This is a genomic window from Pseudolactococcus piscium (assembly GCF_002441695.1).
GTDB classification, from domain to species: Bacteria; Bacillota; Bacilli; order Lactobacillales; family Streptococcaceae; genus Pseudolactococcus; species Pseudolactococcus piscium.
Genome location: NZ_JXJW01000011.1, coordinates 1 through 26310 on the forward strand (window position 1 = coordinate 1; position 26310 = coordinate 26310).

Annotated in this window: 27 protein-coding genes; 11 read left to right on the forward strand and 16 right to left on the reverse strand. The window is 37.5% G+C overall.

Features of this window, described 5'->3' with window-relative positions:
* Positions 1-123 precede the first annotated feature (123 nt).
* A complete protein-coding gene (locus tag RU86_RS06175; RefSeq protein ID WP_096814548.1) occupies positions 124-621 on the reverse strand; it encodes a GNAT family N-acetyltransferase in 498 nt (165 codons plus the stop codon).
* 89 nt (positions 622-710) lie between these two features.
* Positions 711-1586, reverse strand: coding sequence for an NAD(P)-dependent oxidoreductase (locus RU86_RS06180; RefSeq protein WP_096814549.1), 876 nt, complete (start codon positions 1584-1586; stop codon positions 711-713).
* Positions 1587-1655: 69 nt separating this feature from the next.
* Between RU86_RS06180 and murT the strand changes: the two genes are divergently transcribed.
* Complete coding sequence (gene murT / locus RU86_RS06185) at positions 1656-3002, forward strand: lipid II isoglutaminyl synthase subunit MurT (protein ID WP_096814550.1); 1347 nt, start codon at positions 1656-1658, stop codon at positions 3000-3002.
* Positions 2999-3775 carry a lipid II isoglutaminyl synthase subunit GatD gene (gene gatD, locus RU86_RS06190; protein WP_096814551.1) on the forward strand — a complete coding sequence of 259 codons (777 nt, stop codon included), beginning with the start codon at positions 2999-3001 and terminating at the stop codon, positions 3773-3775. The genes murT and gatD overlap by 4 nt, the downstream gene beginning before the upstream one ends.
* A gap of 98 nt (positions 3776-3873) precedes the next feature.
* Here the strand turns inward: gatD and RU86_RS06195 are convergent, their stop codons facing one another.
* The 4 genes from RU86_RS06195 to RU86_RS06210 form a co-directional block, all read right to left on the reverse strand.
* A complete protein-coding gene (locus RU86_RS06195) occupies positions 3874-4326 on the reverse strand; it encodes a MarR family winged helix-turn-helix transcriptional regulator (protein WP_096814552.1) in 453 nt (150 codons plus the stop codon).
* Positions 4326-4748 carry an SRPBCC family protein gene (locus RU86_RS06200; RefSeq protein ID WP_096814553.1) on the reverse strand — a complete coding sequence of 141 codons (423 nt, stop codon included), beginning with the start codon at positions 4746-4748 and terminating at the stop codon, positions 4326-4328. Before RU86_RS06200 ends, RU86_RS06195 begins: the two co-directional genes overlap by 1 nt.
* 104 nt (positions 4749-4852) lie before the next feature.
* Positions 4853-6670: a glutamine--fructose-6-phosphate transaminase (isomerizing) gene (glmS, locus tag RU86_RS06205; protein WP_096814554.1), complete on the reverse strand. Its 1818-nt coding sequence runs from the start codon at positions 6668-6670 to the stop codon at positions 4853-4855.
* Positions 6671-6803: 133 nt separating this feature from the next.
* Positions 6804-7496 carry an XRE family transcriptional regulator gene (locus tag RU86_RS06210; RefSeq protein WP_096814555.1) on the reverse strand — a complete coding sequence of 231 codons (693 nt, stop codon included), beginning with the start codon at positions 7494-7496 and terminating at the stop codon, positions 6804-6806.
* 99 nt (positions 7497-7595) lie between these two features.
* Between RU86_RS06210 and plsY the strand changes: the two genes are divergently transcribed.
* From plsY to RU86_RS06245, 7 genes are all read left to right on the forward strand, one after another.
* The gene (gene plsY, locus RU86_RS06215) at positions 7596-8237 is read left to right on the forward strand and encodes a glycerol-3-phosphate 1-O-acyltransferase PlsY (protein WP_096814556.1); all 642 of its coding nucleotides are present in this window, start codon (positions 7596-7598) and stop codon (positions 8235-8237) included.
* A 104-nt stretch (positions 8238-8341) separates the two neighbouring features.
* Positions 8342-8560, forward strand: coding sequence for a glutaredoxin-like protein NrdH (nrdH, locus tag RU86_RS06220; protein ID WP_096814557.1), 219 nt, complete (start codon positions 8342-8344; stop codon positions 8558-8560).
* Positions 8557-8913, forward strand: coding sequence for a class Ib ribonucleoside-diphosphate reductase assembly flavoprotein NrdI (gene nrdI / locus RU86_RS06225; RefSeq protein WP_096814558.1), 357 nt, complete (start codon positions 8557-8559; stop codon positions 8911-8913). Before nrdH ends, nrdI begins: the two co-directional genes overlap by 4 nt.
* A gap of 4 nt (positions 8914-8917) precedes the next feature.
* Positions 8918-11071 (forward strand): class 1b ribonucleoside-diphosphate reductase subunit alpha, encoded by a 2154-nt coding sequence (gene nrdE / locus RU86_RS06230; RefSeq protein ID WP_096814559.1) that lies wholly within the window; start codon positions 8918-8920, stop codon positions 11069-11071.
* Positions 11072-11143: 72 nt separating this feature from the next.
* The gene (gene nrdF / locus RU86_RS06235) at positions 11144-12106 is read left to right on the forward strand and encodes a class 1b ribonucleoside-diphosphate reductase subunit beta (protein ID WP_096814560.1); all 963 of its coding nucleotides are present in this window, start codon (positions 11144-11146) and stop codon (positions 12104-12106) included.
* Positions 12107-12409: 303 nt separating this feature from the next.
* Positions 12410-14143 carry an ABC transporter ATP-binding protein gene (locus tag RU86_RS06240; protein WP_096814561.1) on the forward strand — a complete coding sequence of 578 codons (1734 nt, stop codon included), beginning with the start codon at positions 12410-12412 and terminating at the stop codon, positions 14141-14143.
* Positions 14140-15915 carry an ABC transporter ATP-binding protein gene (locus RU86_RS06245; protein WP_096814562.1) on the forward strand — a complete coding sequence of 592 codons (1776 nt, stop codon included), beginning with the start codon at positions 14140-14142 and terminating at the stop codon, positions 15913-15915. The genes RU86_RS06240 and RU86_RS06245 overlap by 4 nt, the downstream gene beginning before the upstream one ends.
* Before the next feature lie 435 nt (positions 15916-16350).
* Here the strand turns inward: RU86_RS06245 and RU86_RS06250 are convergent, their stop codons facing one another.
* From RU86_RS06250 to RU86_RS06270, 5 genes are all read right to left on the reverse strand, one after another.
* Positions 16351-16656: a hypothetical protein gene (locus tag RU86_RS06250; RefSeq protein WP_096814563.1), complete on the reverse strand. Its 306-nt coding sequence runs from the start codon at positions 16654-16656 to the stop codon at positions 16351-16353.
* A gap of 2 nt (positions 16657-16658) precedes the next feature.
* Entirely contained in the window at positions 16659-17903 is a 1245-nt protein-coding gene (locus tag RU86_RS06255) for a hypothetical protein (protein ID WP_245810487.1), read from the reverse strand.
* A 22-nt stretch (positions 17904-17925) separates the two neighbouring features.
* Entirely contained in the window at positions 17926-18324 is a 399-nt protein-coding gene (locus tag RU86_RS06260; protein ID WP_096814565.1) for a DUF1310 family protein, read from the reverse strand.
* 46 nt (positions 18325-18370) lie between these two features.
* Positions 18371-18508, reverse strand: coding sequence for a DUF1310 family protein (locus RU86_RS06265; RefSeq protein WP_096814566.1), 138 nt, complete (start codon positions 18506-18508; stop codon positions 18371-18373).
* Between the two features lie 517 nt (positions 18509-19025).
* Positions 19026-20408 (reverse strand): 6-phospho-beta-glucosidase, encoded by a 1383-nt coding sequence (locus tag RU86_RS06270; protein ID WP_096814567.1) that lies wholly within the window; start codon positions 20406-20408, stop codon positions 19026-19028.
* Positions 20409-20612: 204 nt separating this feature from the next.
* Between RU86_RS06270 and RU86_RS06275 the strand changes: the two genes are divergently transcribed.
* The gene (locus RU86_RS06275) at positions 20613-21488 is read left to right on the forward strand and encodes a MurR/RpiR family transcriptional regulator (RefSeq protein WP_096814568.1); all 876 of its coding nucleotides are present in this window, start codon (positions 20613-20615) and stop codon (positions 21486-21488) included.
* Between the two features lie 976 nt (positions 21489-22464).
* The gene (locus tag RU86_RS06285) at positions 22465-22815 is read left to right on the forward strand and encodes a hypothetical protein (RefSeq protein ID WP_096814570.1); all 351 of its coding nucleotides are present in this window, start codon (positions 22465-22467) and stop codon (positions 22813-22815) included.
* 380 nt (positions 22816-23195) lie between these two features.
* Here RU86_RS06285 and RU86_RS06290 read toward each other — a convergent pair whose 3' ends face one another.
* The 5 genes from RU86_RS06290 to RU86_RS06305 form a co-directional block, all read right to left on the reverse strand.
* Complete coding sequence (locus RU86_RS06290) at positions 23196-24059, reverse strand: glutathione S-transferase C-terminal domain-containing protein (RefSeq protein WP_096814571.1); 864 nt, start codon at positions 24057-24059, stop codon at positions 23196-23198.
* An 87-nt stretch (positions 24060-24146) separates the two neighbouring features.
* Positions 24147-24290 carry a hypothetical protein gene (locus RU86_RS12055; protein WP_179296226.1) on the reverse strand — a complete coding sequence of 48 codons (144 nt, stop codon included), beginning with the start codon at positions 24288-24290 and terminating at the stop codon, positions 24147-24149.
* A gap of 226 nt (positions 24291-24516) precedes the next feature.
* Positions 24517-24984: a hypothetical protein gene (locus RU86_RS06295; protein ID WP_096814572.1), complete on the reverse strand. Its 468-nt coding sequence runs from the start codon at positions 24982-24984 to the stop codon at positions 24517-24519.
* Positions 24985-25228: 244 nt separating this feature from the next.
* On the reverse strand, positions 25229-25753 hold the full coding sequence (locus tag RU86_RS06300) for an RpiB/LacA/LacB family sugar-phosphate isomerase (protein WP_096814573.1): 525 nt from the start codon (positions 25751-25753) through the stop codon (positions 25229-25231).
* Positions 25750-26268 carry an NUDIX domain-containing protein gene (locus tag RU86_RS06305; protein WP_096814574.1) on the reverse strand — a complete coding sequence of 173 codons (519 nt, stop codon included), beginning with the start codon at positions 26266-26268 and terminating at the stop codon, positions 25750-25752. Before RU86_RS06305 ends, RU86_RS06300 begins: the two co-directional genes overlap by 4 nt.
* Between the last annotated feature and the right edge of the window lie 42 nt (positions 26269-26310).

Here is a 26310-nt window from a genome sequence, read left to right on the forward strand (position 1 = left end):
AATTTAACGTATTTTGTCTTCAGTCTGAACAGAAGGCATCTTCTGTTTTTTAAATGCAATCATTTTTGGCTTGTTTTGGCGCCTGTTAACAACTAGATAAGATACTTAATTCTCTCCTATCAATTACGGCCTTACTTCACCCTTAAAAATACCCATGAATAAGCTATCATGATAGGCACCATTTGCATAGAACTGTTGTCGCATCATCCCTTCTTTGACAAACCCAACGCCTTCGTAAATATGAATCCCCACTTGATTATCAACATCTACATAGAGATACACCTTGTGCATATTTAACATATTAAAGGCATAGTCAAGTCCTTTACGGATGGCTTTTTTGGCAAGTCCTTGCCCTTGATAAGCTTTTCTAACGATAATCTGAATTTCAGTTGTCCGATGAATATAGTCAATCTCAACTAGTTCAATCACTCCAGCAAATTCACCATCTAAATCAATCACAAATCGGCGTTCTGTATTATCGTGGATGTGTTTGTCATAGAGGCTTGTTAATTCATCTATCGATTCATACGGTTCTTCAAACCAGAGTGCCATCGTCATTTTATGGTTGTCTAACTGATGGATAAAGGGTAAATCATTTCGTTCTAAGGGTCTTATTTTCATTTTATTGTTGTACCTTTTTTATTACATTTTCGTATTTTACATATATTAATTTATGTAAAATATGCAGATTACCATTTAGATCAAGTGGTTTATGACCACCAAAGCTTAATTAGCGATTGTGTACCGGCATCTTCATAGCCTTTGTCGGCTAATTGTTCATATAAACTTAAAGCGCCTTGTGTTGCAGGTAAAGTCAAGCCCATTTTCTCAGACTCTTCTAAAGCAATTTTCAAGTCTTTGATGAAATGCTTGACGAAAAAGCCAGGTGAATAATCTGCTTTCAGGATACGCGGGCCATAGTTTGTCAATGACCAAGTATTAGCACCACCAGCAGATAATGTCTCAATTACATCATCTAGCGGCAATCCTGCTGCCTTGGCATAAACTAGCAATTCTGATAGCGCCGTCATCGTCCCTGCAATGCCGATTTGATTGGCCATTTTGACATGCTGACCACTACCTGCTGCACCAAAGTACTGTGATTTCTTGCCAATCTTGCTAAAGATATCAACAAGACGATCATAGGCAAGTCTATCCCCGCCAGTCATAATCGTCAAAGTCCGATTTTTAGCACCAATATCGCCACCACTAACTGGTGCATCTAGGGCTAGTGCACCTAGCTCACTTGCTTTTTCAGCTATTTCTTTAGCCAAGGTCGGTGTTGATGTTGTCATATCAACGACAAGCTTACCTGCTGATAGACCTGAGAAAATACCTGTCGATTTATCAAAATAGACTGCTTTTACATCTGTCGGGTAACCCACCATGGTGATGATCAGCTCACTTGCCTCAGCAACTGCTTTCGGGGTTGCTGCAAGATTTGCACCATTCGCGACTAAATCATCTGCTTTTGATGCTGTTCTGTTATAAACATAAAGGTCATAGCCATCAGCAAGCAGATTTTCTGCAATCGCATGCCCCATGACACCTAGCCCAATAAACCCTATTATTTTTATTTCAGTCATGTTAAATCCTCCACTAAAAGTTAGTTACATATAAATTAATTTTAACATAAAATGTGGTAAAATAAGGACATGACATTGAAATCTAATTTAGCGATTTTGGCTGGGAAATCAAGCCAATTTATCCTACAAACTTTTTTTAAACGTGGCTCTACCTTTCCAGGTAAGCTAGCACTAAAAATTGATCCTAATATTCTTGATACGATTGCACGTGACTATGAAATCGTTGTAATCACGGGAACAAATGGTAAAACCCTAACAACTGCTTTGACCGTTGGCATTCTTGAAAATGCCTTCGGTCATATCGTGACCAATACAACAGGTGCTAATATGATAACTGGCATCGTGTCTACCTTTCTTTCTGCCAAGCGACAAAAGTCAGGAAGACAGGTAGCTGTTCTTGAAATAGACGAGGCTAGTCTGCCAGCGGTTACAAATTATATTACGCCAGACCTATTTGTTTTTACCAATATTTTCCGTGATCAGATGGATCGTTACGGAGAAATTTATACAACTTATGACTTTATCATCAAGGGTGCTGCTAAAGCACCAAAGGCAACTGTTTTGTTAAATGGTGATAGCCCTCTCTTTAATGCAAAAACATTAGTTAATCCGGTCAAATATTATGGCTTTGATCATGAGACGCATGAACCACTTCGGGCTCACTATAATACAGAAGGCATCGTTTGTCCAAAGTGCCATCAGATTTTAAAATACAAGATGAATACTTATGCGAATTTGGGAGACTATATCTGCGAAAACTGTGGTTTCAAACGACCACAATTAGATTATCGCTTATCTGAGTTAACAAGTATTACCAATACGTCGGCTAGCTTTGTCATAGATGATGCCAATTATAAAGTGAATGTCGGTGGCTTATATAATATCTATAATGCCTTAGCTGCTGTTTCTGTAGCTGAATTTTTTGATGTCGCACCAGCTGTCATCGAAAAAGGATTTGAGAACTCCCACGCTGTTTTTGGTCGCCAAGAAACGTTTAAAGTTGGAGATAAAACCTGTACCCTTGTCCTGATTAAAAATCCAGTTGGTGCTAATCAAGTCTTAGATATGATGAAATTAGCACCGTATCCCTTTACCCTTGTGACCTTACTAAATGCAAATTATGCTGATGGGATCGATACAAGCTGGATCTGGGATGCCAATTTTGAATTAATAAATGAGCTTAAGGTCAGTCATATCATCACAGGTGGCATTAGACATAGTGAGATGGCACGTCGGATTCGTGTTTCTGGTTTCGATGAAAACAAAATCATTGAAAGTGAAAAACTTTCTGATGTTCTGGATTTGATTGAACAAGACACTACTGATCACGTTTATATCCTGGCAACCTATACTGCCATGCTTGAGATGCGTGAGTTATTGGCTAATCGCCATTATGTGAATGGAGAAATGAAATGACCTATACATCTATCCAATCTACCGGAGAATTTCCTTATAATTTACGTGTCGCCCACCTTTATGGTGACCTCATGAACACCTATGGTGATAATGGGAATATCTTGATGCTCAAGTATGTCGGAGAAAAACTTGGTGTCAAGATGACATTTGACATCGTATCTCTCGGAGATGACTTCCATGCTTCCGACTATGACATGGCATTTTTTGGTGGTGGACAAGACTTTGAACAACTTATTGTCAGTGAAGATTTACCAACTAAGGCAGAAGAATTAAGGAAATTCATTGAAGCTGATGGTGTTATGTTGGCAATTTGTGGTGGATTCCAGTTTCTTGGACAGTACCACACCAATGCAAGTGGCCAAAAACTAAAAGGTATTTCTGCTATGGGCCATTACACCTTAAGTCAAGAGAACAATCGCTTCATTGGAGATATTGAAATTCATAATGATGAATTTAATGAAACTTACTATGGGTTTGAAAATCATCAAGGCCGCACTTTCTTGGCTGAAGGTCAAAAACCGCTTGGTCGTGTCATTACAGGGCAGGGAAATAACAGTGAAGATGGCACTGAAGGTATGCATTATAAGAATGTCTATGGCTCTTACTTCCACGGACCACTGCTTTCACGAAATGTCAGGCTTGCCTATCGGATTGTTTGTGATGCCCTAAGCCAAAAATATCCAGAAGTAAGTATTCCTGGTTTTGAAACGATTTTAGCAGATGAGCAAAAAGGTCAAAAAGTCTTGGATAGTAAAAGAAAAGTTGACTCCTAAGCTGGTTTATACCAAAAAAAGCAATCCCTCTGATAATAAATTGGAGAGATTGCTTTTTTATTTTTGAACTTATGGCCATCAGTTATGCTAGTGTCGCCCTACTTCCCATTAGCAATCAATTCTTGTAAAAGCTGATTAAAGACAGCTTGATCATCATCAAGAACTGCAAAGAAAGCTGTATCTACACCTTCAACAATGCTCAAGGCCTGACTGAGTATCTGATTACCTTCATCAGTAATCGATAGCACTTTGGCCCGTGTATCTTGTTTTGATGTACAACGATAAACTAAGGCAAGCTTTTCCAGATTTCTAACAATCGTAGAACAGGTCATGACATCTATGTCAGCGTTGTTGGCGATATCTATTTGCTTAACCTCCTCTTGCTGCTGCGCCAAATAACCGAGCGATGCTAGCACAACAAACTGGGGATGTGTCAGACCTAGATCACCTAATTTATTTTTTATCTTTCGATGCCAAATATTATAGGCTTTTATAAAAGAAAGTCCAATCGATTTTCCAGCATTGTCAGCATACTTTGAATCAAATGCCATCAGTTGCTTGTTGCTACTTTAGCTAAGGCAAAAATCGATTCTGGCACATCTGAAAATACTTGTGTTAAAAAGCCAAGTTGCTCTTGACTATCACTAGCTTCTAAACTAATGAATTCAACACTATGTTTGATGATCGTCCCCTGTTCTGTAGCCGTCAGTTCATGATTAAAAAATAATGAGCCTAAACCAGGAATTTTTGTCTCATCACAAAAACTACGATTGTTTGTCACCTCAACTAAGTCAAAAGACATGGGTGGCATGCCAGTTAAGGTCATTTCACCAGAAATCCCTTTTTCAAATGGCCCATCTAAGTGAATCGCGATTAGGTCATCTTCCCAACCAAACCAGTTATTCACGTCTGCGTAGTGCTGCCACACTGCTTCTGGTGTGGCTGTTGTCAATGCCTCAAAACTAAATTTCATAATATCTCCTTTTTTACATTCACTTAAGTACACTTATTATAATAGCACTTACTAAATAATCTGTCAAGAAAAAACAATCTTTTTACAAGACTGTTTTTTTCTTGCTATTCAACTGTTACTGATTTTGCTAAATTACGTGGTTTGTCCACATCTAGTCCGCGATGTAAACTTGCATAATAAGCAATTAACTGTGTTGGGATAACCATCGAAATACTTGATAGGTAAGGATGCACATTATTTGTGATGATGTCATCATCGGCATTAGCGATATCCTGTTCAACAATCGTCACCACATTTGCCCCACGTGCAACAACTTCTGATACGTTACCACGTGTATGCGCAGCTACTTTTGCATTATTAGCGATCAAGGCGATAACGGGTGTTCCCTCTTCAATCAAGGCAATCGTCCCATGTTTTAATTCTCCTGCTGCAAATCCTTCACACTGGATATATGACACTTCTTTTAGCTTAAGACTTGCTTCCATCGATACATAGTAATCTTGTCCACGTCCGATATAAAAGGCGTTACGCGTCGTCTCAAGCAATCCTGCTACTTTGCTTTCAATCAACTCTTTTTCAGACAAGGTTGCTTCGATAGACTGTGCCACAAGAGATAATTCATGTACAACATCAAAGTCAATCGCTTTTTTGTTATCAATTTTAAGACCAACTGCTTTACCTAGGAAAGCTAAGGCAGCAATCTGTGCAGTATATGCTTTAGTCGATGCAACCGCAATTTCAGGACCAGCATGTAAAAGCATGGTGAAGCTTGCCTCACGTGACAAGGTTGAACCTGGTACGTTTGTAACGGTTAGACAAGGAATGCCTAATTCGTTAGCCTTGACCAAAACTTGACGGCTATCAGCTGTTTCACCAGACTGAGATAAGAAGATAAAGAATGGGTTTTTAGAAAGACGTGGCATGTTATAGCCCCATTCAGATGAAATACCAAGTTCTACTGGTTTTTCAGTCAACTCTTCTAATAAATATTTGCTGGCATAGCCTGCATTATAAGAGGTACCAGCTGCGATGATATAGATACGATCCGATGCAACTAATGCATTAATAATCGCGTCATCAACTGTGACATGACCTTTAGCATCAGTATAGGCTTGACTCAGTTTACGCATAACAGCTGGTTGCTCATCGATTTCTTTGAGCATGTAAAATGGATATGTCCCTTTACCGATATCAGAAATATCTAACTCTGCTGTGTAAGACTCACGTGTCAAAATATTACCGTCAATGTCTTGAATTTCAACATGATCTTTTGTCAAGACAACAAGTTCATTATCGTGAATCTCCATGAATTCACTTGTTTCACGGATCATCGCCATGGCATCTGAACACACCATATTGTAGCCATCACCAAGCCCAATCAGAAGCGGTGATTTATTTTTTGCAACATAGATCACATCTGGTTCTGATACATGCATCAAGGCAAAAGCATAAGATCCTTCTATGATAGAGAGTGCTTGTTTGAAGGCATCAGCTGTGCTCAAGTTGTTTTCTTTAGCCAGTTTTGCAATGAGATGAACGGCAATTTCTGTGTCAGTCTCTCCGATGAACTGGTCATCTCCTAAATAATCGCGTTTGATCTCTAGGTAATTTTCAATCACGCCGTTGTGCACTAAAGCAAACTGGTGATCTGCAGATTGGTGAGGGTGGGCGTTACTCTCTGATGGTTTACCATGTGTTGCCCAACGTGTATGGCCAATCCCAGAAGTACCCGCTACATCCATGCCAATTTTTTCGCGTAAATCAGCAATTCTACCAACTGATTTGATCAATGTTGCATGCTGATTATTATCTGTTACAAAAATACCAGCACTATCATAGCCACGATATTCTAATTTCTCTAACCCTTGCATCAAAATATCACGGGTATTCTTACTGCCGACAACGCCTACTATTCCACACATACTATATCCTCTTTTTAAAATTGGTATAGGTCAATAAAACAATCCATCAACCCGATATATGTATGATATACAAAAGAAATGATAATGTCAAGTGTTAATTGTTAATTATTGGTATACATTTTTTTGAGGAGATTTACACATCAACTGGATAGAAGTTACCGATAATTTTACCGACAATTCTAGGAGATTCATCAAAGGGAGCGAACTTATCTTGGTATTTATCATTAATAGAAACGAGTCTTAAGCCGCCCGCTTCCTTATAAACTTTTTTGATATAGGTTTGCCCGTCCCAGTCTATCGCATAAATCGCACCATCATAATCAAAAGTCGTATCTTTGATAAGAGCAACTGACCCATCTTCATACACAGGTTCCATCGAATCGCCATATACCCAACTGGCAAAATCATAGCACATCTCTGCATCAAAGTACACTGTGTCATAGCTACCATCATCCATGTAGGAAAAACCAGTTCCGGCTGATAATTTTTCACGTACTTTATAAGGAAAGAGTTGCCTTACTTTTTCTTTACTCGCTTCTTTTTGTCCTGTTAATTGGTCTTGTGTATAAGCCATCACATGCTCCTTTCTATCGTCAGTGAGCTGGTTAAATGTCTGCAATAATTCTGAAGCTTTATCTTTTAAAAGCTCATCTAGCGTGACGTGAAGCACTTGGGATAATTTGTCTAAATTTGCTTGCTTTGGTTTAGACGTCCCTTGTTCCCAAGCAAAATAAGACGTATTGGCTACGCCAAGTCGTTTGGCGAGCTCACGCTGCGATAAGTTTTGCATTTCTCTTATGCGTTTGATATTTTCAGAAAGTGTCATATGTCATCCTTTTACGTTCGTTAGTCTTTTTACCTAACACCAGTATATATTTTTTGATAGATGATGTCAAATCGACCTATTTTTTGTTATAATATAGAGATGACAACGATATTATTATTAATAGTCGCCTATTTATTAGGCTCCATTCCGTCTGGTCTCTGGATAGGGAAATTCTTTTTCCATAAGAACCTCCAGAACTATGGATCTGGTAACATCGGCACAACAAATACTTTTCGTATTTTGGGTAAAAAGGCAGGGTCTGTCGTTTTTATACTTGATCTGCTAAAAGGGACACTTGCGACACTACTTCCCCTGATGTTCGGCATAGAGACAGTCTCACCCGCTTTATTTGGTCTGTTTGCTGTTTTGGGGCATACCTTTTCTATCTTTAATCATTTTAAAGGTGGAAAAGCTGTTGCTACTGCTGCTGGATTTTTACTGGGTTACAGCCCCTGGTTTGTCGTCCTGTTAGGTGTTATTTTTATCATCGCCTTTTACTTGACGAGTATGGTCTCATTTGCCAGTGTCTTAGGTGCTGCTTGTGCAGGTATTTTGGTTTTAATTCTCCCGTCACTTCATCTGATTCTCACCTCTTATGACTGGATGTTTACGGCTATCATGTTCTTTCTTGCCTGTTTTATCATCTTTAGGCACCGTGAAAACATCACAAGAATACGCAATAAATCTGAAAATGTCTTCAACTTCGGTTTGAACCTTACCCATCAAAAACACAATATATAGTGGTCTGTAAAATTAAAAGTCACAATATCTAGTTAAAAGTGTTGACTAGATATTTTTTTATTGATAGAATAATAAGGTATATCAAACAAAGAGGAGTGCCGAATATGGTAACAGTATTTTCAAAGCATAATTGCATGCAATGTAACATGGTTAAAAAATGGCTGGTAGACAAAGCTGTGCAATTTAATGAGATTAATATTGATGATCAACCACAATATATCGAACAAGTCAAAGAGATGGGTTTCATGGCTGCACCGATTATTGTCAAGGATAGCCTGTCATTTTCTGGCTTCCGTCCTGCTGAATTAGCCAAACTAATATGAACATTGCTTTTTATAGTGTCACCAGACAAGTCTCACGATTTGTCAAAAAACTGAACCTATCAGAAAATAGGGTAAATCTTATTTCCGATACACTCACATTATCAGAACCATTTATTTTAATTATCCCAACCTATGAAAAAGATATCTTACAAGAGGTTTGGGATTTTATGTCTGATAATGCAAGTTTTTGTCAAGGTATTATTGCGAGTGGTAACAGAAATTTTGCTGAGTTTTATATTTATTCTGCTAAGGATATGTCAGCTGAATTTCATGTGCCTATTTTATATGATTTCGAGTTTAACGGAACGACGGAAGATGTCGCTGCTGTTAACGCTATCTTAGAAAGTTATTGAATTTATGTCTCTTAAAACTTTGAAGGACGTGACTTATTTCCGTCTCAACAATGAAATTAATATTCCGGTTGATGGACAAATTCCATTGCACAAGGATCATGAAGCACTTCTTGCTTTCTTTGAGGAAAATGTTAAACCTAACCTCAAAGCATTTGCATCAGTCGCTGAAAAAATCGACTACCTAATCGCAAACGATTATATTGAAACCGCTTTTATTAAAAAATACAGTATTGACTTTATTACGTCTCTATCTGATTGGCTTTATGCTCAAGAATTCCAATTCAAATCATTTATGGCAGCCTATAAGTTTTACCAGCAGTATGCTTTAAAAACAAATGATGGTGAGTTTTATCTCGAGAACATCGAAGATCGTATTTTGATGAATGCCCTCTACTTCGCTGATGGCGATACGGAGCTGGCTGAATCACTAGCTGATGAATTGGTCAACCAACGCTACCAGCCTGCAACACCAAGCTTTTTAAATGCTGGTCGTTCGCGTCGTGGTGAATTAGTATCTTGTTTCTTGATCCAAGCAACAGATGATATGAACAGTATCGGACGCTCTGTCAACTCAGCCCTCCAACTATCACGTATCGGTGGTGGTGTTGGGATTAACCTGTCTAACTTACGTGAAGCTGGTGCCCCTATCAAGGGCATCGAGAATGCCGCAAGTGGGGTTGTTCCTGTTATGAAACTTTATGAGGACAGCTTCTCCTACTCTAACCAACTTGGCCAACGTCAAGGTGCTGGTGTGACCTATCTTAGCGTCTTTCATCCTGATATCATGGCTTTCTTATCTACTAAAAAAGAGAATGCAGATGAAAAAGTTCGTGTTAAAACGCTATCACTCGGTATTACAGTGCCTGATAAATACTATGAACTTGTTCGCACGAATTCAGACATGTTCTTATTTAGCCCCTATGATGTCGAACGCCTTTACGGTAAACCGTTTAGCTATGTCGATATGACAGCTGAATACGACAACTTACTTGCCAATGATCAAGTTAAGAAATACCGTATTCGTGCCCGTGACTTAGAGCAAGAAATCGCTAAACTGCAACAAGAATCTGGTTATCCTTATATCATCAACATCGATGTCGCAAACCGTGCTAACCCGATTAATGGGAAGATTGTCATGAGTAACCTGTGTTCTGAAATCCTACAAGTCCAAAGTCCTTCTGTGATTAATGATGATCAAAGTTACCAAACAATGGGTACAGATATTTCATGTAATCTTGGCTCGACAAACGTGGTTAACCTCATGCAGACAGCTGATTTTGAAAAATCGATCGATAGCATGGTGAAGGCACTCACATTCGTTACAGATAACTCTGATATCGATGCTGTACCAACCATCAGAAATGGTAACAAAAAAGCCCATACGATTGGCCTTGGCGCGATGGGACTACATTCTTATTTAGCCAAACATCATATCGCTTATGGCTCACCAGAATCTATCGAGTTTACAGATATTTATTTCATGCTATTGAATTTCTATACGCTTAAATCATCGATGAACATTGCCCGTAAAATGAAGCAAACATTTGAAGGCTTTGCGCAATCAAAATATGCAGATGGTAGCTACTTCGAGCAATATATCGAAGATAAAAACTTGTCTGATAAAGTCGCTAGCTTATTTGACGGCATTCATGTCCCAACTGCTGCTGACTGGCAAGCACTCCGTAAAGACATCATGACAACAGGTCTTTATCATCAAAACCGTCTTGCTGTTGCACCAAATGGGTCTATCTCATACATTAACGACGTATCAGCAAGTATCCACCCGATTACACAACGTATTGAAGAACGTCAAGAAAAGAAAACAGGTAAAATCTACTATCCTGCACGTGATTTAGCAACTGACACGATCCCTTACTATGTGAGTGCTTATGATCTTGATATGCGTCGTGTCATCGATGTCTATGCTGCTGCAACTAAGCACGTCGACCAAGGCTTATCGATGACCTTGTTCTTACGTAGTGAAATACCACTAGGTCTCTATGAGTGGAAAACAGATACTAAGCAAACAACACGTGATCTGAATATCTTACGTAACTATGCCCACCATAAAGGTGTGAAATCGATCTATTATGTACGTACCTTTACCGATAATGGGGATGAAGTTGGCGCTAACCAATGTGAGTCTTGTGTGATTTAATTCATCTGGACGACTTATGCTAACACCTAACCAACCTGAGTTATTTGCTCAGACATTTAGAAAGTTTAAACTATGACAAATCCAAACTACACCAAAGCCATCAACTGGAATAATATCGAGGATGTAATCGATAAATCAACTTGGGAAAAGTTGACTGAACAGTTTTGGTTGGATACACGGATCCCGCTATCAAATGACTTAGATGACTGGCGCAGTTTATCTGATGTAGAACGTAACTTAGTCAGTCATGTATTTGGTGGCCTGACGCTACTTGATACCGTCCAATCAGATACAGGTATGGACTCACTTCGTGCTGATGCACGCACGCAACATGAGGAAGCTGTCCTAAACAATATCCAGTTTATGGAATCTGTCCATGCCAAATCATATTCGTCTATCTTCTCGACATTGAATACAAAGACTGAAATTGATGAGATATTTGCCTGGATTGATGACAATGAAAACCTCCAGTATAAAGCGCAAACCGTTAATAAGATTTATCAAAATGGGACACCATTAGAGAAAAAAATCGCCTCAGTATTTTTAGAAACTTTTCTCTTTTATAGTGGCTTCTTCACGCCCCTCTACTATCTTGGCAATAACAAGCTTGCCAACGTCGCTGAAATCATTAAGTTGATCATCCGTGACGAGTCTGTCCATGGCACTTATATCGGCTATAAGTTCCAACTTGGCTTTGATGAGCTAGGAGATGGGGAACAAGAAGTACTTAAGTCTTGGGCTTATGACCTCTTGTACGATCTCTATGCTAACGAGGAAATCTATACAGATGATCTTTACGGTCAACTTGGCTGGGCAGAGGATGTGAAGACATTCTTGCGCTATAACGCCAACAAGGCTTTGATGAACTTAGGATTTGACCCATTGTTCCCTGATACTGCATCAGACGTCAATCCAATCGTGATGAACGGTCTATCAACAGGTACGACCAATCATGACTTCTTCTCTCAAGTAGGTAATGGTTACCTCCTTGGACAAGTTGAGGCCATGAGTGATGATGATTATAACTTTGATTAATATAAAAAATACTTATCACGTCGATGTGATAGGTTTTTTTATATGACTATAGCATAGGCCGCTTCTTCTTTCCTCAAATGGCCTTGTTTCATCTCCTAAAAAAACGTGACAATTTTAGCACTAGACAATTCACAATAAATACGTTATAATAATTATTGATAACACTTTTCGGTGTCTATCACAATCAAATAAAACAGTTTAGGTAACTTTATAAACCTATGGAGAGTGGGAGGCACATGGTAACATGATATTCACACTTTTTTTGTACCCAAAAATCCCTATTTTCAAGAAAGGACTTTTTTTATGGCGTTAACTCTTAAATATCTATGGAGGTACAAGCACTTTCTCTTGCTAAACCTCATCGGTGCCTTCGGCTTCATTGTGATTGAACTTGGCATTCCAACTTTACTTGCCCAAGGTATCAGTAATAACTTTGATGGTCGGAATCCAGCATATATGACCACGCTTGCAGTAAAAATGCTGATTTGTGCGGTTGTAGGCCTTATCTTACTCTTAATCATGGCTTATGCAATTGATCGTGTCACATCACTGATTGTCAGAGATATTCGAAATGATCTCTTTACTCATATTCAAAGGTTTTCAGCAGATGATTATGAAAGGTTTGGCGTGTCAAGACTGATTACTAACACAGGTAATGATGCCTATATGATTATGCAATTTTTGACGCTGATCCTTAGAACCGGTTTTATCGCGCCCTTGATGTTAACCAGTGCCTTTGTTTTGATTTTTAGACAAAATGTTCCGCTTGCGCTGATTAGTATCGGCATGACGCCTATCATCTTTATCGCTGTTTACTTTATCAATAAACGTGTCCATCGTTTATCAGCTAAGCAACAAAAAGGACTAGATAATATTAATCAAAATATGCGAGAAAATTTGACAGGATTACGTGTCATCCGTGCCTTTAATAAGGAATCATTTCAAACGAATCGTTTCGCTGAACTCAACACGACTTACAGACATATTTCTGATGAGATGTATCAAAAACTCGCATTCATTAGCCCGATTTTTTCTATTGTTTTTTGTACTATCCTTGTCTTAGTGATCAATCTGGGTTCCTTATATATCAGTAGAGGTCAACTTTCAGTTGGGTCACTATCTGGTTTCATCGAGTATATTTTCCATGCTTTATTTTCTTTTTTGATGCTTGGCAATGTACTGATCTTATACCCACGTTTTGAAGTGTCGACAAGTCGTATTCAAGAGATATTTAATACCAAACCGACGATTTTAGAAAATCCTGATGGTGTTCAGTCAAATGAACATATCGGTCGCTTAGTCTTTGATCATGTGTCTTTTTCTTATGGTGATGGGTCTGAAGAACGTGTCCTCGATGATATCAGCTTTACTGCTGAACCTGGTCAAGTTATTGCCTTTATCGGTAGTACAGGTAGCGGAAAATCAACACTTGCACGCTTGATTCCGCGACTTTTTGATGTCAGCCAAGGTAAAATTCTGATTGATGGCGTCGATGTCCGAGACTATCAATTACAGGCCTTACGTCAAAAAATAAGTTATGTGCCACAAAAAGCAACTTTATTCGCTGGCACGATTAGAGAAAATCTCTTATTTGGCGACCAATCTGCAACTGATGAGGACTTGGCATCTGCTGTCGAAATTGCACAGGCTAAAGCCTTTATCGATAGTCTGCCTGAACAGTACGATACAGTATTAGCTGAAGGTGGCAGCAATCTGTCTGGTGGTCAAAAACAACGCCTTTGTATTGCACGTGCGCTCGTTAAAAAAGCGCCGATTTACCTCTTTGATGATAGTTTTTCAGCACTTGACTATAAGACTGATGCGAACTTACGTCGTCGTTTAAATCAAGAATTAGCAACGACGACTATGATCATCGTCGCACAACGTATTAGTACCATTCGAAATGCCGACAAAATTATTGTCCTAAATGAGGGACAAATCGTTGGTACAGGTACGCATAGAGAGTTGTTAAGCACAAATACGATCTATCAAGAAATCGCAAAATCACAATTAACAGAGGAGGAGTTAGCAATATGAAAGACATCAAACGCCTTTTACCATATATGACTAAGTATAAATTAAAGCTTAATTTATCGATTTTCCTAACGATACTCTATACCTTCGCTCGCTCTGCACAGCCATTTCTTATCGGGCTTATCATCTCTGAATTAGTAGCTAATGTCCTGGGCAATACACCTATCAATCTCCACTATATTATGATCATTACCATTATTATAGCGGTTTGTGGGATTACAGATGCCATTAGTGATTATTGTGCCAATTATTTTCTGATCGATGTCATCCAGAAGGGGATGTATGATATCCGTTCAGATATCCAGAAAAAACTGAATAAATTACCCGTTTCTTTCTTCGATACGCATAAACAAGGTGATATTCTAGGCCGGATTACGACTGATGTCGACGTCGTAAGCGTTGCGCTACAACAAGGTATCATCAAAATTTTTGCTGCTTTTCTGACCCTATTTTTTAGTATAGTCTTCATGTTTATCCGCTCAACATTCTTTGGTTTGTTAGCCTTGATTATTTTCCCATTGGTCTATATCATTTATCGAAAATTATTCCAACGAGCACAGCCAAAATTCATGAAACTTCAAAATGAATTAGGCCGTTTGAATAGCTTTACAACAGAAACCTTCTCTTCGCATGATGTGGTCCAATTGTTCAATCAAGAAGAACATATGCAAGAAAAATTTAATGAGATCACTGAATCTATTCAGCAAACTGGCTTTAAATCAAACTTTAACTCAAGCGTGATTAATCCGCTACTAAGCAGTATCCTAAATCTTGCCTATATCTTAATCTTTTTAGTGATGGGCATTACTGTCTTACGTAACCCCCTAGTTATCGGCGGTTTCGTCCTCTCAGCTGCTCTTGATATCGGGGCTTTACAATCGTTCATCCAATATATCTGGCAATTTTCATCCCCTATACGTGATATCACACAACTATCAAATGTCATTCAAGCTGCAATCGCGTCACTTTCACGTGTCCTTGAATTATTAGATGCAAAAGAAGAAAAACAGCAAGTTGACAATCCTGATATTAACCTATCAGATATGACAGGACAAGTTACTTTTAATCACGTTAAATTTGGCTACTCTCCAGATAAAATTTTAATGCAAGATGTGAATATCGATATCGCACCTGGTAGCATGGTTGCTGTCGTAGGGCCTACTGGTGCTGGTAAAACAACCTTGATCAATCTACTAATGCGATTTTATGATATCAATGCTGGCTCGATCTGTATTGATACTATTGATATTAAAACGATGAGTAAACCACAAGAACGCTCACTATTTGGTATGGTTTTACAAGACCCTTGGCTATACGCAGCATCAGTTGCTGATAATATCGCCTTTGGTACCGATAATGCTGAACGTGCACAGATTATAGCAGCTGCCAAAATTGCCAACGTCGATCACTATATTCGCACACTTCCTGAAGGATATGAAACGTTCATCAATAAAGAGTCAAGTAATGTGTCACAGGGTCAAAAACAATTGATTACCATTGCTCGGGCACTTGTCGGTGATCCCAAAATCTTAATCCTTGATGAAGCGACAAGTTCCGTCGATACACGTTTAGAGTTGATGATCCAAAGTGCCATGGAAAAAGCGATGGAAAATCGCACAAGTTTCATCATTGCGCATAGACTATCAACGATTCGAAATGCTGATTTGATCCTCGTTATGAATCAAGGCTCAATCGTTGAACACGGCACACATGATGACTTACTTTTACAAGATGGCATGTATAGCAGCATCTATCAAAGTCAATTTGATAGTTAATCAGATACGCTTCTGCTGACTATGCGATGGAAAACCGTAAAATATATTAAGTAACGATAAAAAAGTTATCTTCGGATAACTTTTTTATCTTGTGTTTATTAGGATTTTTGTAGCAAAAAAACGATGACGTAATTGCTTCCCCACCGTAGATTATTAGTTTATAGACTATCTAGCAGTTGTTTTTGCTTGTCTAAGGTAGTGGTTAATTTTTCACCGAATGCCCCTTTAACTGAATGAGAGAGGGCATCAGATGACCCGCTCAAAGATGATTTAACTTCCCCTACTTCAGCTTTTTTGTCTTTTTTAACCTTGTCAGCATTCTTTAAGCTAGTATTGTTTCTATAAAACCCATGTGCCAGAATTCGTACTTTTTTGAATCTGTTTTTGTAAGTCTATTAGTGCTTGTTCTAAAATATCCATTAAATAAGTCCCCTCCTAATTCATTTGACTTAATTTTTTACGGTAATCTAGTTCGTTATCTTCTAATTTTTGAAGACATTTATGCTTTTCTTTTCGGATGATTTCGTTATAAGATTCTTGTGCTTTATAGAGTTCTTGACGAAGAAGGGATACCGTTTGACCATCTAATTCCTGATTTCTAAGGCTAATATCTAGTTCATAAATTAATTGTTCAATCTCTCGATCGCCTTTTCTTTGGAAGTTTTTGATTTGGTCTTCTTCATTTTCTAGGTTGGCACGCTTTGTTTTATAAGCTAATATTAGGTGTTCTTCTGGATGCATCGCTAGATTCCTTTCAGTTGATGAGCAAGATCTCTGTCTCTTTGCACAATCTCAGATATCTTAGCAGTGATTTCATTTGTCAACCTATCAAAATCTGAAGCTACTGTCATGATTTTGTTAAGTTTATCTTGATAGGTATCACAAGGATTGGTAATGATTGTTTGTTCTGTAAAACCTGTCATTTGCAAGGTGTCCCGAACTTCCCACTCAGTTAACAAAGGGCCCATACTTCTTGATTCATACAAGGTATTCTGCCAGAGTTCCTGTGCTTCAATGATCGCTTTTTGATAGATACTGATCAATTTGTCAGTGGCAATTTTATAATCTGATGATATTTTCTGTACAACAATACGTGCTGCTTCACTATCTAAATAAATTTTTTCGTTAGTAGATAGGCCACCACCACTTCTTTTCAGATTCACAGATATACTATCCAATTCCTCTAACATGTTTGCTAGCATCAGCTTATTTTTAGCTTTCTCAAAAGCAGCAAGAGTTTCTGGTCTTACCTGCAACACACCTTTTTTTAAAACGTATCCACCCCACATATGTTGCGCAACCAGATCTTTAGCCTTTTTAGATGCGACATTGATTAACGTTCCGATGTGTTTAGGGTTAGGCATATAAGTCACCTTTTTCCAGAGTTGCTCTGTATTACCATAACCTATTGTGACAAAATCTTTATCGTCAACAAAATTGAAAATCTTATCCTTTAATTTTTTTGCCGTCTTTCTTTGCCTATCATTTAACATGAGATAGGCATTAGGGCCTTCATAAAGAAAAGCCCCTTTTATTCGGCTAATTTTATCTTCTGAATCCAATGCACTTAACGCATATTGGCCATTAGTTGAGCCTTGAGAATGCCCATAAACTTCAAATTTTGCATTTGAATATTTGTCCATGTATTTATTTAAGGTTTTAGCAGACGAGATCATTTGTATTGTTGGTGTTTTTGGAAGCGGGTTAACGCTTGAGAGTTGATTATCAATGTCTAGATTGTTATCTAACCAGTCTGTCAAACTATCCATAGGTTCTTTTATAGTGGCAGATGACCCCCTATAAAGAACGGTAACATTTTTAATGTCTTTAATTTTTTGTGTTTTGGGATTGCCATCAGTGATGATATAGGCCTGTTCTCCAGTTGCTTTATTGTTAACGACGTCTGAAACATAGCCTATGGTTTGGTTGTCAATTCTTATCTTTTGATTCAGTTTAAGATTTTCATATTCTTTTTCTGCAATTTTCATTTTATTCTCATCATCCATATAATTACCCGCCCTTTCTTTCTGTGAGTCCGACTAAATTTTCAGATAATACAACTCCTCCACTACTTAAAATTCCTGAACGCTTATTTAAAGAACAACTAACTACTAAATTACTATCCCTATTTATAATAACATCAAACATAATAGACCCCATAGGATTATATTTAATGCTTTTATAATTAATCTCATAAGATTTTATCACACCTTCAGGTGTGAAAGCTTCTTCATCTAAGCTTTTTACCTCATGTTCAACTATTTTATGTGCCTCATCACTCTTGACAACTGCTACCATCTCATCATTAAGCGCTTGTCTATTCATATACAACTTTCCTCCAATTCCTATAATCAACAAAATGATTATTACAAAAATTACGATTACCTTTTTATTTTCCAATTTTTCCATAGCTGCAACCACTTCCCTCTAACTTACCCAGTATTAGTATCCTGATTTAAATATGTTCTATACTATCGTAATTAATTTTATATGATTTAATTATACCTTCTAAAGTTAAGCCTTTCGGATCTACATTTCTCAGTCCGGTTTTAAATACTTTTTTAGCCTCTTCACTTATAACAACTTCTGTCATTTCATTATCGAATGCCTATTCCTAATTTGTTGTTGAATCTATTCATTATTATACTCAATGTACGCTATTTATTTCATACATGCATTTAGTATAACATAATTTATGTTATTTATAATACAGAAATACATACGTATTATATGTTGAAAATATCCTGCCCTAGTGAGTGAATCTGTTGATATCGTCGACTATGACATCACGTCTACAAGCATCTCTGATTAGACAATGACTGAGGAGATACTAACTTATTTTTAAACTATGACTATACTTGTATATAAAGGGTATCTTAGTAGATTTTTACAGTAAAGATTAGGACACAAGAGAGTAAAGCTAATTACGCCACTCAGAAAACATATGAAACAAAGTAAAAACACCTGCCTCACTTTGCTAAGAAAAGTGAGGCAGGTGTTTTCTCATTTCTTGCTAATCAAGTAGTTGAGCTTTGATGACTTTAAGATGTGCTATGGATTACAAAATCAAGGAAAATTAATCAACTAGTAATTCGGATCAATTTGCGCCATTATGATGAACACATATCTCTAACAAGGTCATCTTTAATCGTGATATTCTCTGATTTAAGTTTGTCGATGGTTGTTTTAAACTGAGGCAAATGTGCTTCATGCGCAATAAATAATTCATTCATGACTTGCTTAGCAGTCTCTCCTGACTGAATTAGCGGGTTAATGGTAAATGCTTGTAAGGCCGTCGCATAATCTCCAGTAACTGCAGCTTCAATGGTTAATAGCTCCATCGCTTTCATGACTTGTAACCAGCCTTTTTCAGCAGTAGGTAGTTCGCCAAATGCCACATTTCTTGCACCCTGAGCGCCTACGTAAGCTGTCACTTCTACAACGCATTCTGCGGGTAAATCAGGAATCGCACCGTCATTTCTGGTTGAGACGACGATTTCAGTATTTTTATTGGCATAAATAGAGGCAATAGTTTCACATGCAGCATCTGAATAGTAAGCACCTCCACGTTCTTCTAGTTGTTTAGGCTTGTAATTTAAATTTGGATCCTTATAGAGTTCAAACAAGTCATGTTCGATTTTTTTAACTTGTTGGGCTCTGGTGCCTTCATTTTCATATTCTGTTATCCCGTGTCTTAACATCTCCTCAGCACGGTAATAATAACGATGATAGCCACAAGGAATCATCTTCATTTGGATTAACTGTTCTTTGTAAAATGCAACATCAAAAATATTTTTTGGTAAGCCGCTATTTTCCTCATAGAGTTTGTCGATCAAGTCTAAGGTGATATCTTTGCCGTTTTTATCAGCGACTTTATGCCAATGAAAGTGGTTAACGCCAGCAAATTTATAGATTAAGTCTTCCTTAGGGATACCTAAGGTCTTAGATTCTCCCATTTTTGCCATGACAGGGACATTACAAAGGCCAATTACTTTATCCCATTTACCATATCTGATGATTGCTTCTGTCACCATACCACTTGGATTTGCAAAGTTAATTAGCCAGGCATCTGGACAAAGCACTTTCATATCTTCAACGACATCTAAAATGATAGGAATCGTTCTAAAGGCTTTAAACATGCCGCCAGCACCGTTTGTTTCCTGACCTAACAGGCCATAGGAGAAAGGGATGCGCTCGTCTTTAACACGGGCATCCAGTTGACCTACCCGAAACTGAGTAGTGACAAAATCAGCATCCTTCAAAGCAAGTTGTCTATCCAGTGTCGTGTGGATTTTAACATCGTAAGGACTTGCATCCCACATTCTCTGTGCCATTTTGCCAACAATGTCTTGTTTTGCTTTACCTTCTGACACATCTACAAGCCAAATTTCTTTTATCGGCAATTCATGATATCGTTTGATAAAGCCTTCCATCAACTCAGGCGTGTAACTACTACCGCCACCTATTGTTGCAATTTTTACTTTTTTAGTCATCTGTTGCCTCCTATTTTCTATTTTTTACAAATTCAGTATAGCATAAAGAAAATTAAAATAACTATTTTATACATAATTTAAAATAAAGTTTACAATAAAAGGCTTAAAATAGGGGATTAACTCGAATTTTTTAGAAAAAAATCAACTTGATGTTACTTTTTTTTTTTCAAAATGTAGTATAATAACGTAAAAAGGACGTAGCATATGTTAATCAAAGAACAACTCCAAACAGGGAACTTCTCTTCAGCTGAACAGGTCACTGTCGATTTTTTGCTGAATTATCCAGAAAAAATAGCTGATCTCACCATTCAAGCATTAGCAAAGCAAACCTTTACCCAACCGTCGACGATTGTTAGACTGGCCAAGAAACTGAATTTTCGTGGTTGGAAGGACTTAAAAAAAGCTTACTTAGAAGAATGGGCATATTTGAGAAGACATTTCACAAAAACAGATGCCAATCTGCCTTTTAATAAGACGGATTCGATCATGACCATTACCAAAAAAATGGCAAGCCTTGAACAATCCGCTATATCTGATATCTACTCACTACTTGAGCATCAAAATTTGGCTGCTATCAAAAAAATGCTAGTCGAGTCGACTACCATTCGCATTTTTTCTCAAAATGCAAACCTACTTATCTCGAAAGATTTTGCATTAAAAATGAATAGGATCGGCAAACAAGTGCTACATTCTGATATCAAAGGTGAAGAGAGATATGAAGCCTATACGCTAACCCCTAAAGATTGTGCCATTTTTATTTCTTATACCGGTGAAAATAAAAGTTTACTTGCAGTAAACAATATCCTAAAAAAAAATAATGTGCCGACACTTGCCATCACGAGTATCGGTGACAACACATTATCTAGAGCATGTACTTGCTTTCTACCCATTACGACTAGGGAAAAACTGTATTCTAAAATTGGCAACTTCACTAGTAATATCTCCATCATCTACCTTTTGGATGTGCTTTATGCCATCGTATTTTCCGCTAACTACGATAGTAATTTAAGCCGACTTAGGGAAAAAGGGCGTGCAGTTGACAAACGGATGATTAATACAGACATCATGAAAGAATACTGAGACGCTTAATACTGCACAAAAAAATTTTAACGCAATCTCTAACGCAATGATGTGACTTGTTATAGAGTGCCTTATAAAGGGCAAAAGAAAGTCTGTCTATAGTCTAGTGGACTGCAGAAGAAATGAACTTCTTATTTGCGATATTGACACAAGTTCGTGATGCGGGATGTAAAACATTAACTTTTGATACCTAAGATTTACGTGAGTACGTTAAATTTGATAAAACTCCAGCCACAGCGTTGGCATCATACAATGAAAAACGTTGTCTCAAAGATTGCTCAACTTGTTTATTTGCATGAGGACGAAAATATATTTCGAGCATTACCGCTATCTAAAGAGTTTGCAACCTTAAAATCAGTCTACTCTAAATCTGTTTTCCGGTTTTTAAAGCAATATCGTAAGACCGGCTTTTGGAAAATTGATTTATATGATTTTAGAAAGGTATTAAATATACCTGAAAGCTATCAATCAAGCGAGTTAGACAAGCGAGTTTTAAAACCAGTTAGGACATGCTTTTAACAAACACGCTTGACGAAAAAATATCAAATTGAGTTAGTGATTTGATATTTTTTAAGCACTTACACACCAAATTTTCGCAAAAAAAAACGGTGCGTATAAGTGCGCCATTAGCTTTTTTTGATTGAGAAAGCATTTTGTAATAAAAAACCTAAATGTGCCAAAAAATCGCTAAAGAGTGGCATAAAATGGCCCTAAAAACGATTTTTAGGCCCTTTTTTGCAATTTTAAATGTATTTTAGTATATTTACCTAGAAACAAAATTCAAAAGCCGTAAATGAAAATCTGAGGGCTTTTGGTTAATTTTATTTTTAATAAGGGCGCACCTTAACCACCAAATAATTTTAGTGGTTAAGGTGCTGTAAAACTAAACTTTATATTTAGATTTAGATTTGACCTTGTATATCGGTGTTTAAAAGTGTAAAATAAAATATAGAATCAATTTAATAAAGGAGAGAAAATGATAATTTGGAAACGATGGGGAATTTTTGTTATAATTGCATTTGCAGTAGGTATTGTACCTAGCACTCTATACATGGATGCAGTAGGTGTTGCTAAAGCGAGTGAGCTGACTTTCGTACAAAACATTGTATGGGGCTTAATATTTACCACTTCTACTGCTGGAATAAATTGGTTACTATGGTTTTTATTCCTTAGAGATGAAGGAGTGAAAATTTTTCATGATGAAAAGGGAAACCAATTCACTTTTAATAATATTAGCTCATTTTTCTTTATACCTAATTTTTACTGGACATATATTTTAGTTGCTCTAGGAGTTATTTTCACGGTCATGAATATTTTAAATAAATAGCCTAATCTTTTTAAAAAATGTGCTTTAAACAAATATCGTGTGCTTTATTTAGCGTTTGATGTAAAGATTGGAAAACTAAAACAGGAATACCTATTTCAGTCTACCTTTCAGCAACTTTTTGGGGAATTTTCTCAAAGAGAAAAGGGGGGTCATTTCAGCCCCCCTAAAATACACTTAGGTAATTTCGTCAGAAATTTACCTTTTTTATTTGTCTTTTTCTCAAAAATTAGGTCAATTATCTTGTTCAAAATATCCAAAAGATACTCTTTTATTAATCTTTTTAGTTCTTATAGGGGTCTGGTGTTCACATCACAACCGTTTGAGTTTTTTGGCTATTATTTCTTTTTTTTGCGATACTTATCCATTTAAAAATCACTAATCTATGCTTGCCAAATACTGGTATCAGGTCCTAATGGGACGATCTGACGTGGATTTTCAGCCTGGTTGTTTAGCCAAAAACCTTTTTTGATTGCTTCAAAGTTCGTCGTCTCACGAAAGGCTGGTATCTTGTAAAGCGATTTGGCATAGGGCCAAAGATTTGGGAATTCGCTTAGTTGGTTGCGATCAGCATGATACATACTGTAATAGGCCACATCAAATCGGACTAGCGAAACGTAAAGTCTGATATCAGCTTCTGTCAGTTGCTCACCAACTAAGAAGTCGTGATCAGCAAAATGCGCATCTAACTGGTCTAACCGATTAAATAAGATGTCATACTGTTTGGCATAGTCATCTTGTGACTTAGTAGCACCCATCTGATAAATGGCACCGATGACTTCCTCTAAAATGATGGCATTGATTTCATCTATCTCAACCCGCAGATGTGCTGGATAAAGCTCAGGTGCATCAGGCTTAGTGAGCCCAGTAAAGTTCATCTCCAACTGTCTCATCAGGTCATGAGATTCATTATTGACGATTTTTTCTGTTGTTAAGTCGATGATGACTGGAATAGTTGCCCGCCCTGCATAATCAGGATCAGTTTTCAAGTAACTGTCCATCATATAGGTTGTGCCGAGAATCGGATCCTGATCCCCTTCATCTAGTGAAAACTGCCAGCCTTTTTCTGTGATGACAGGATTAAGTTTACCTTCACTGATCACAGTCTCTAAGCCAAGTAACTGCCTAACGATGGCAACACGATGGCTCCATGGGCATAGTTCACTCCAGATAAAGCGATAACGATCAGCCTGTGCTGGAAATGCGTCACTACCTAAAACACCTTTAAATGGGCCTGTATGTGTCATATTTTCTCCAATCTACTGATAAAATCAGTCTAGTCTAAGTCTATAAAAGAGAAACCCCTAAAACTTAATTTTAGACGTGTTTTAATTTTATTTATTAAAAATCTTTGGTCCTTTTCTCATATGTTTACGATCATTTTTCGTAGGTGTTTGCTGTGGTGAACGACCACCACCTTGTTTTGCCTTAATAATCTCTAACATTTTTTCTTTAGCTGTTTGATTCACTTGATTCACTTATTTTGCCTCTTTTCTCGATTTTGATACTTTTGTTAAGCGCTACCTGTCATGGCTAGAACAAATAGCCTTATTTAAAGGCCTTCTACCATCACACCTTATCTATTATAACAGAATTAAATGACTAGGGACAAGGAATCTGGCTATTTAGGTGAATTACTTTGCCTTTTGCTGATAATTTAGCTGATAACTGATGCTTGATTTCCTCAATTTTGCATCATGAAACCTAATAAACCTTTCCTTCCACATGAATCTTGATACCAGGAATGGGTGGATTCACCATATTACCCCCATATTGTCCGTAAACGACCATCGCTGTTTTTAAGTCCTGAAAGATTTTTACTTCATCTTTTATCAATTTTTTAGGCAGATGAATACCTGCTTGGTAAGATGCACCTGGATAAGGGATTAATAGGCTAAACTCCCAACCCTCCAAGTCTTCCTCTCCCCAGACCTGTTTCATCTTTAAGAGGAATAAGTAGCCATGCCAAAAATAAAATAATTCTATGTCATATGGCGTATCGTGATTGATAAATTTTGTTTTGATAAATATCGTTTTTTCTTGATTAACTGTTAGGCAAGGCCAAATCATCCTTAACCCGATCACATCTTGAGAATATGGATATGTCTTCTTAAAAAATGAAATCCATTTACTTGCTTCTTCTCTGGCTAAATTGACATTTTTAAAGATCATGCATGTCTCCTCTGGTTATTTTTATTTGGTTAAATTGAGTTGTTCACAGTACAATACACTCTAATTATACTATCTTTTTATTTAAATAACAATTTCTATCTTTATAACTATAAAACTAGTCCTGATAAAAAAGAGTCGTAAAAAACACATGATCTGTAAGGAATCCTTAACAAATCATGTGCTTTTTTATCTTAGCCTACGAGCATTGACCTATACGGTGTCGATGAATTACCTATTTGTCTGCTTATCCCTTATAGGTTTTAATGAAATCCTCAAAAGCAAGCTGTGACGTCTTTTTTAACCGCTTTAATTTATCAGTTGCTTGTTGCTTTCTTTCTGCTTCTGCCTGAGGATAAGGCGCTTGTGTTAGACCTTTAAACAGGGCGTGTAAGACTGAACGGTAGACTTCCTCAGATGCCCAGCCCCAGTTTAAGGCAAAGGGATAGGAAAAGGCATTGCCCTGATTAATTCTGGCAAATAAAGTCGCCTCGATTTCACTTGTCCCATACCCACAGATAATGCCTGGCACATAATTGCAAGCAAGTTGCATGCCTAGACCTGAACTACAGCCCGTTAAAATAAAGTCTACCTCTTCACGATAAAGTGCCGTACCACAAGAGATTGCGACATCTATATAGTCTAAGTTATCACCTTGCCGATCTAATAAGATCACCGTATGCCCATATTGACTTGATACGTCTTGAATTAGCGCATAGAGCATGTCCTCTTTAGCTGCTAAAGAACTTGCGAGAGCGAACCCTATCCTCATTTGCTGCCACCTTTCCCTTGCTCATCAGCCAATTCGTGTTTATCTAAAAATGATTCCAGAAATCGTTTTGCTAGACTATTGGCTTTGATTACTTGTCTGGCTTCTGCTAGTGGGAACCATTTTGCGGCATCAACTTCATCAGTCAAGGTAACAGATTCTTGTGACGCGACACAAATATAATTTAGCATGAGTGTATTGGAGGGCGCATAGTATTCAGAGTGATTGGCTTGAATCTGTGAGACTGAGAGACCGACTTCTTCAGCAATTTCTCGACTGACCGCTGCTTCTGCATTTTCACCCTTATTAATATAACCCGCAACTAAAATATAGGCTTGTTGCTGATACTGTTGGATCAGGAGCACCTTATCTAACTGTTTATTGAGCACAATCATGCTAACTGCCGTATTAAAAATCGGAAACCGAAAGCTTGCACAATCAGGACAATAGGGTATGTCCCCTTCATTTTCCAAATATCGGGTGTCAAGTTTACTACCACACACCATACAATAAATCATCACTAAGCCTCATCTAATCCATCAATTTTAAGGTTTAACGCG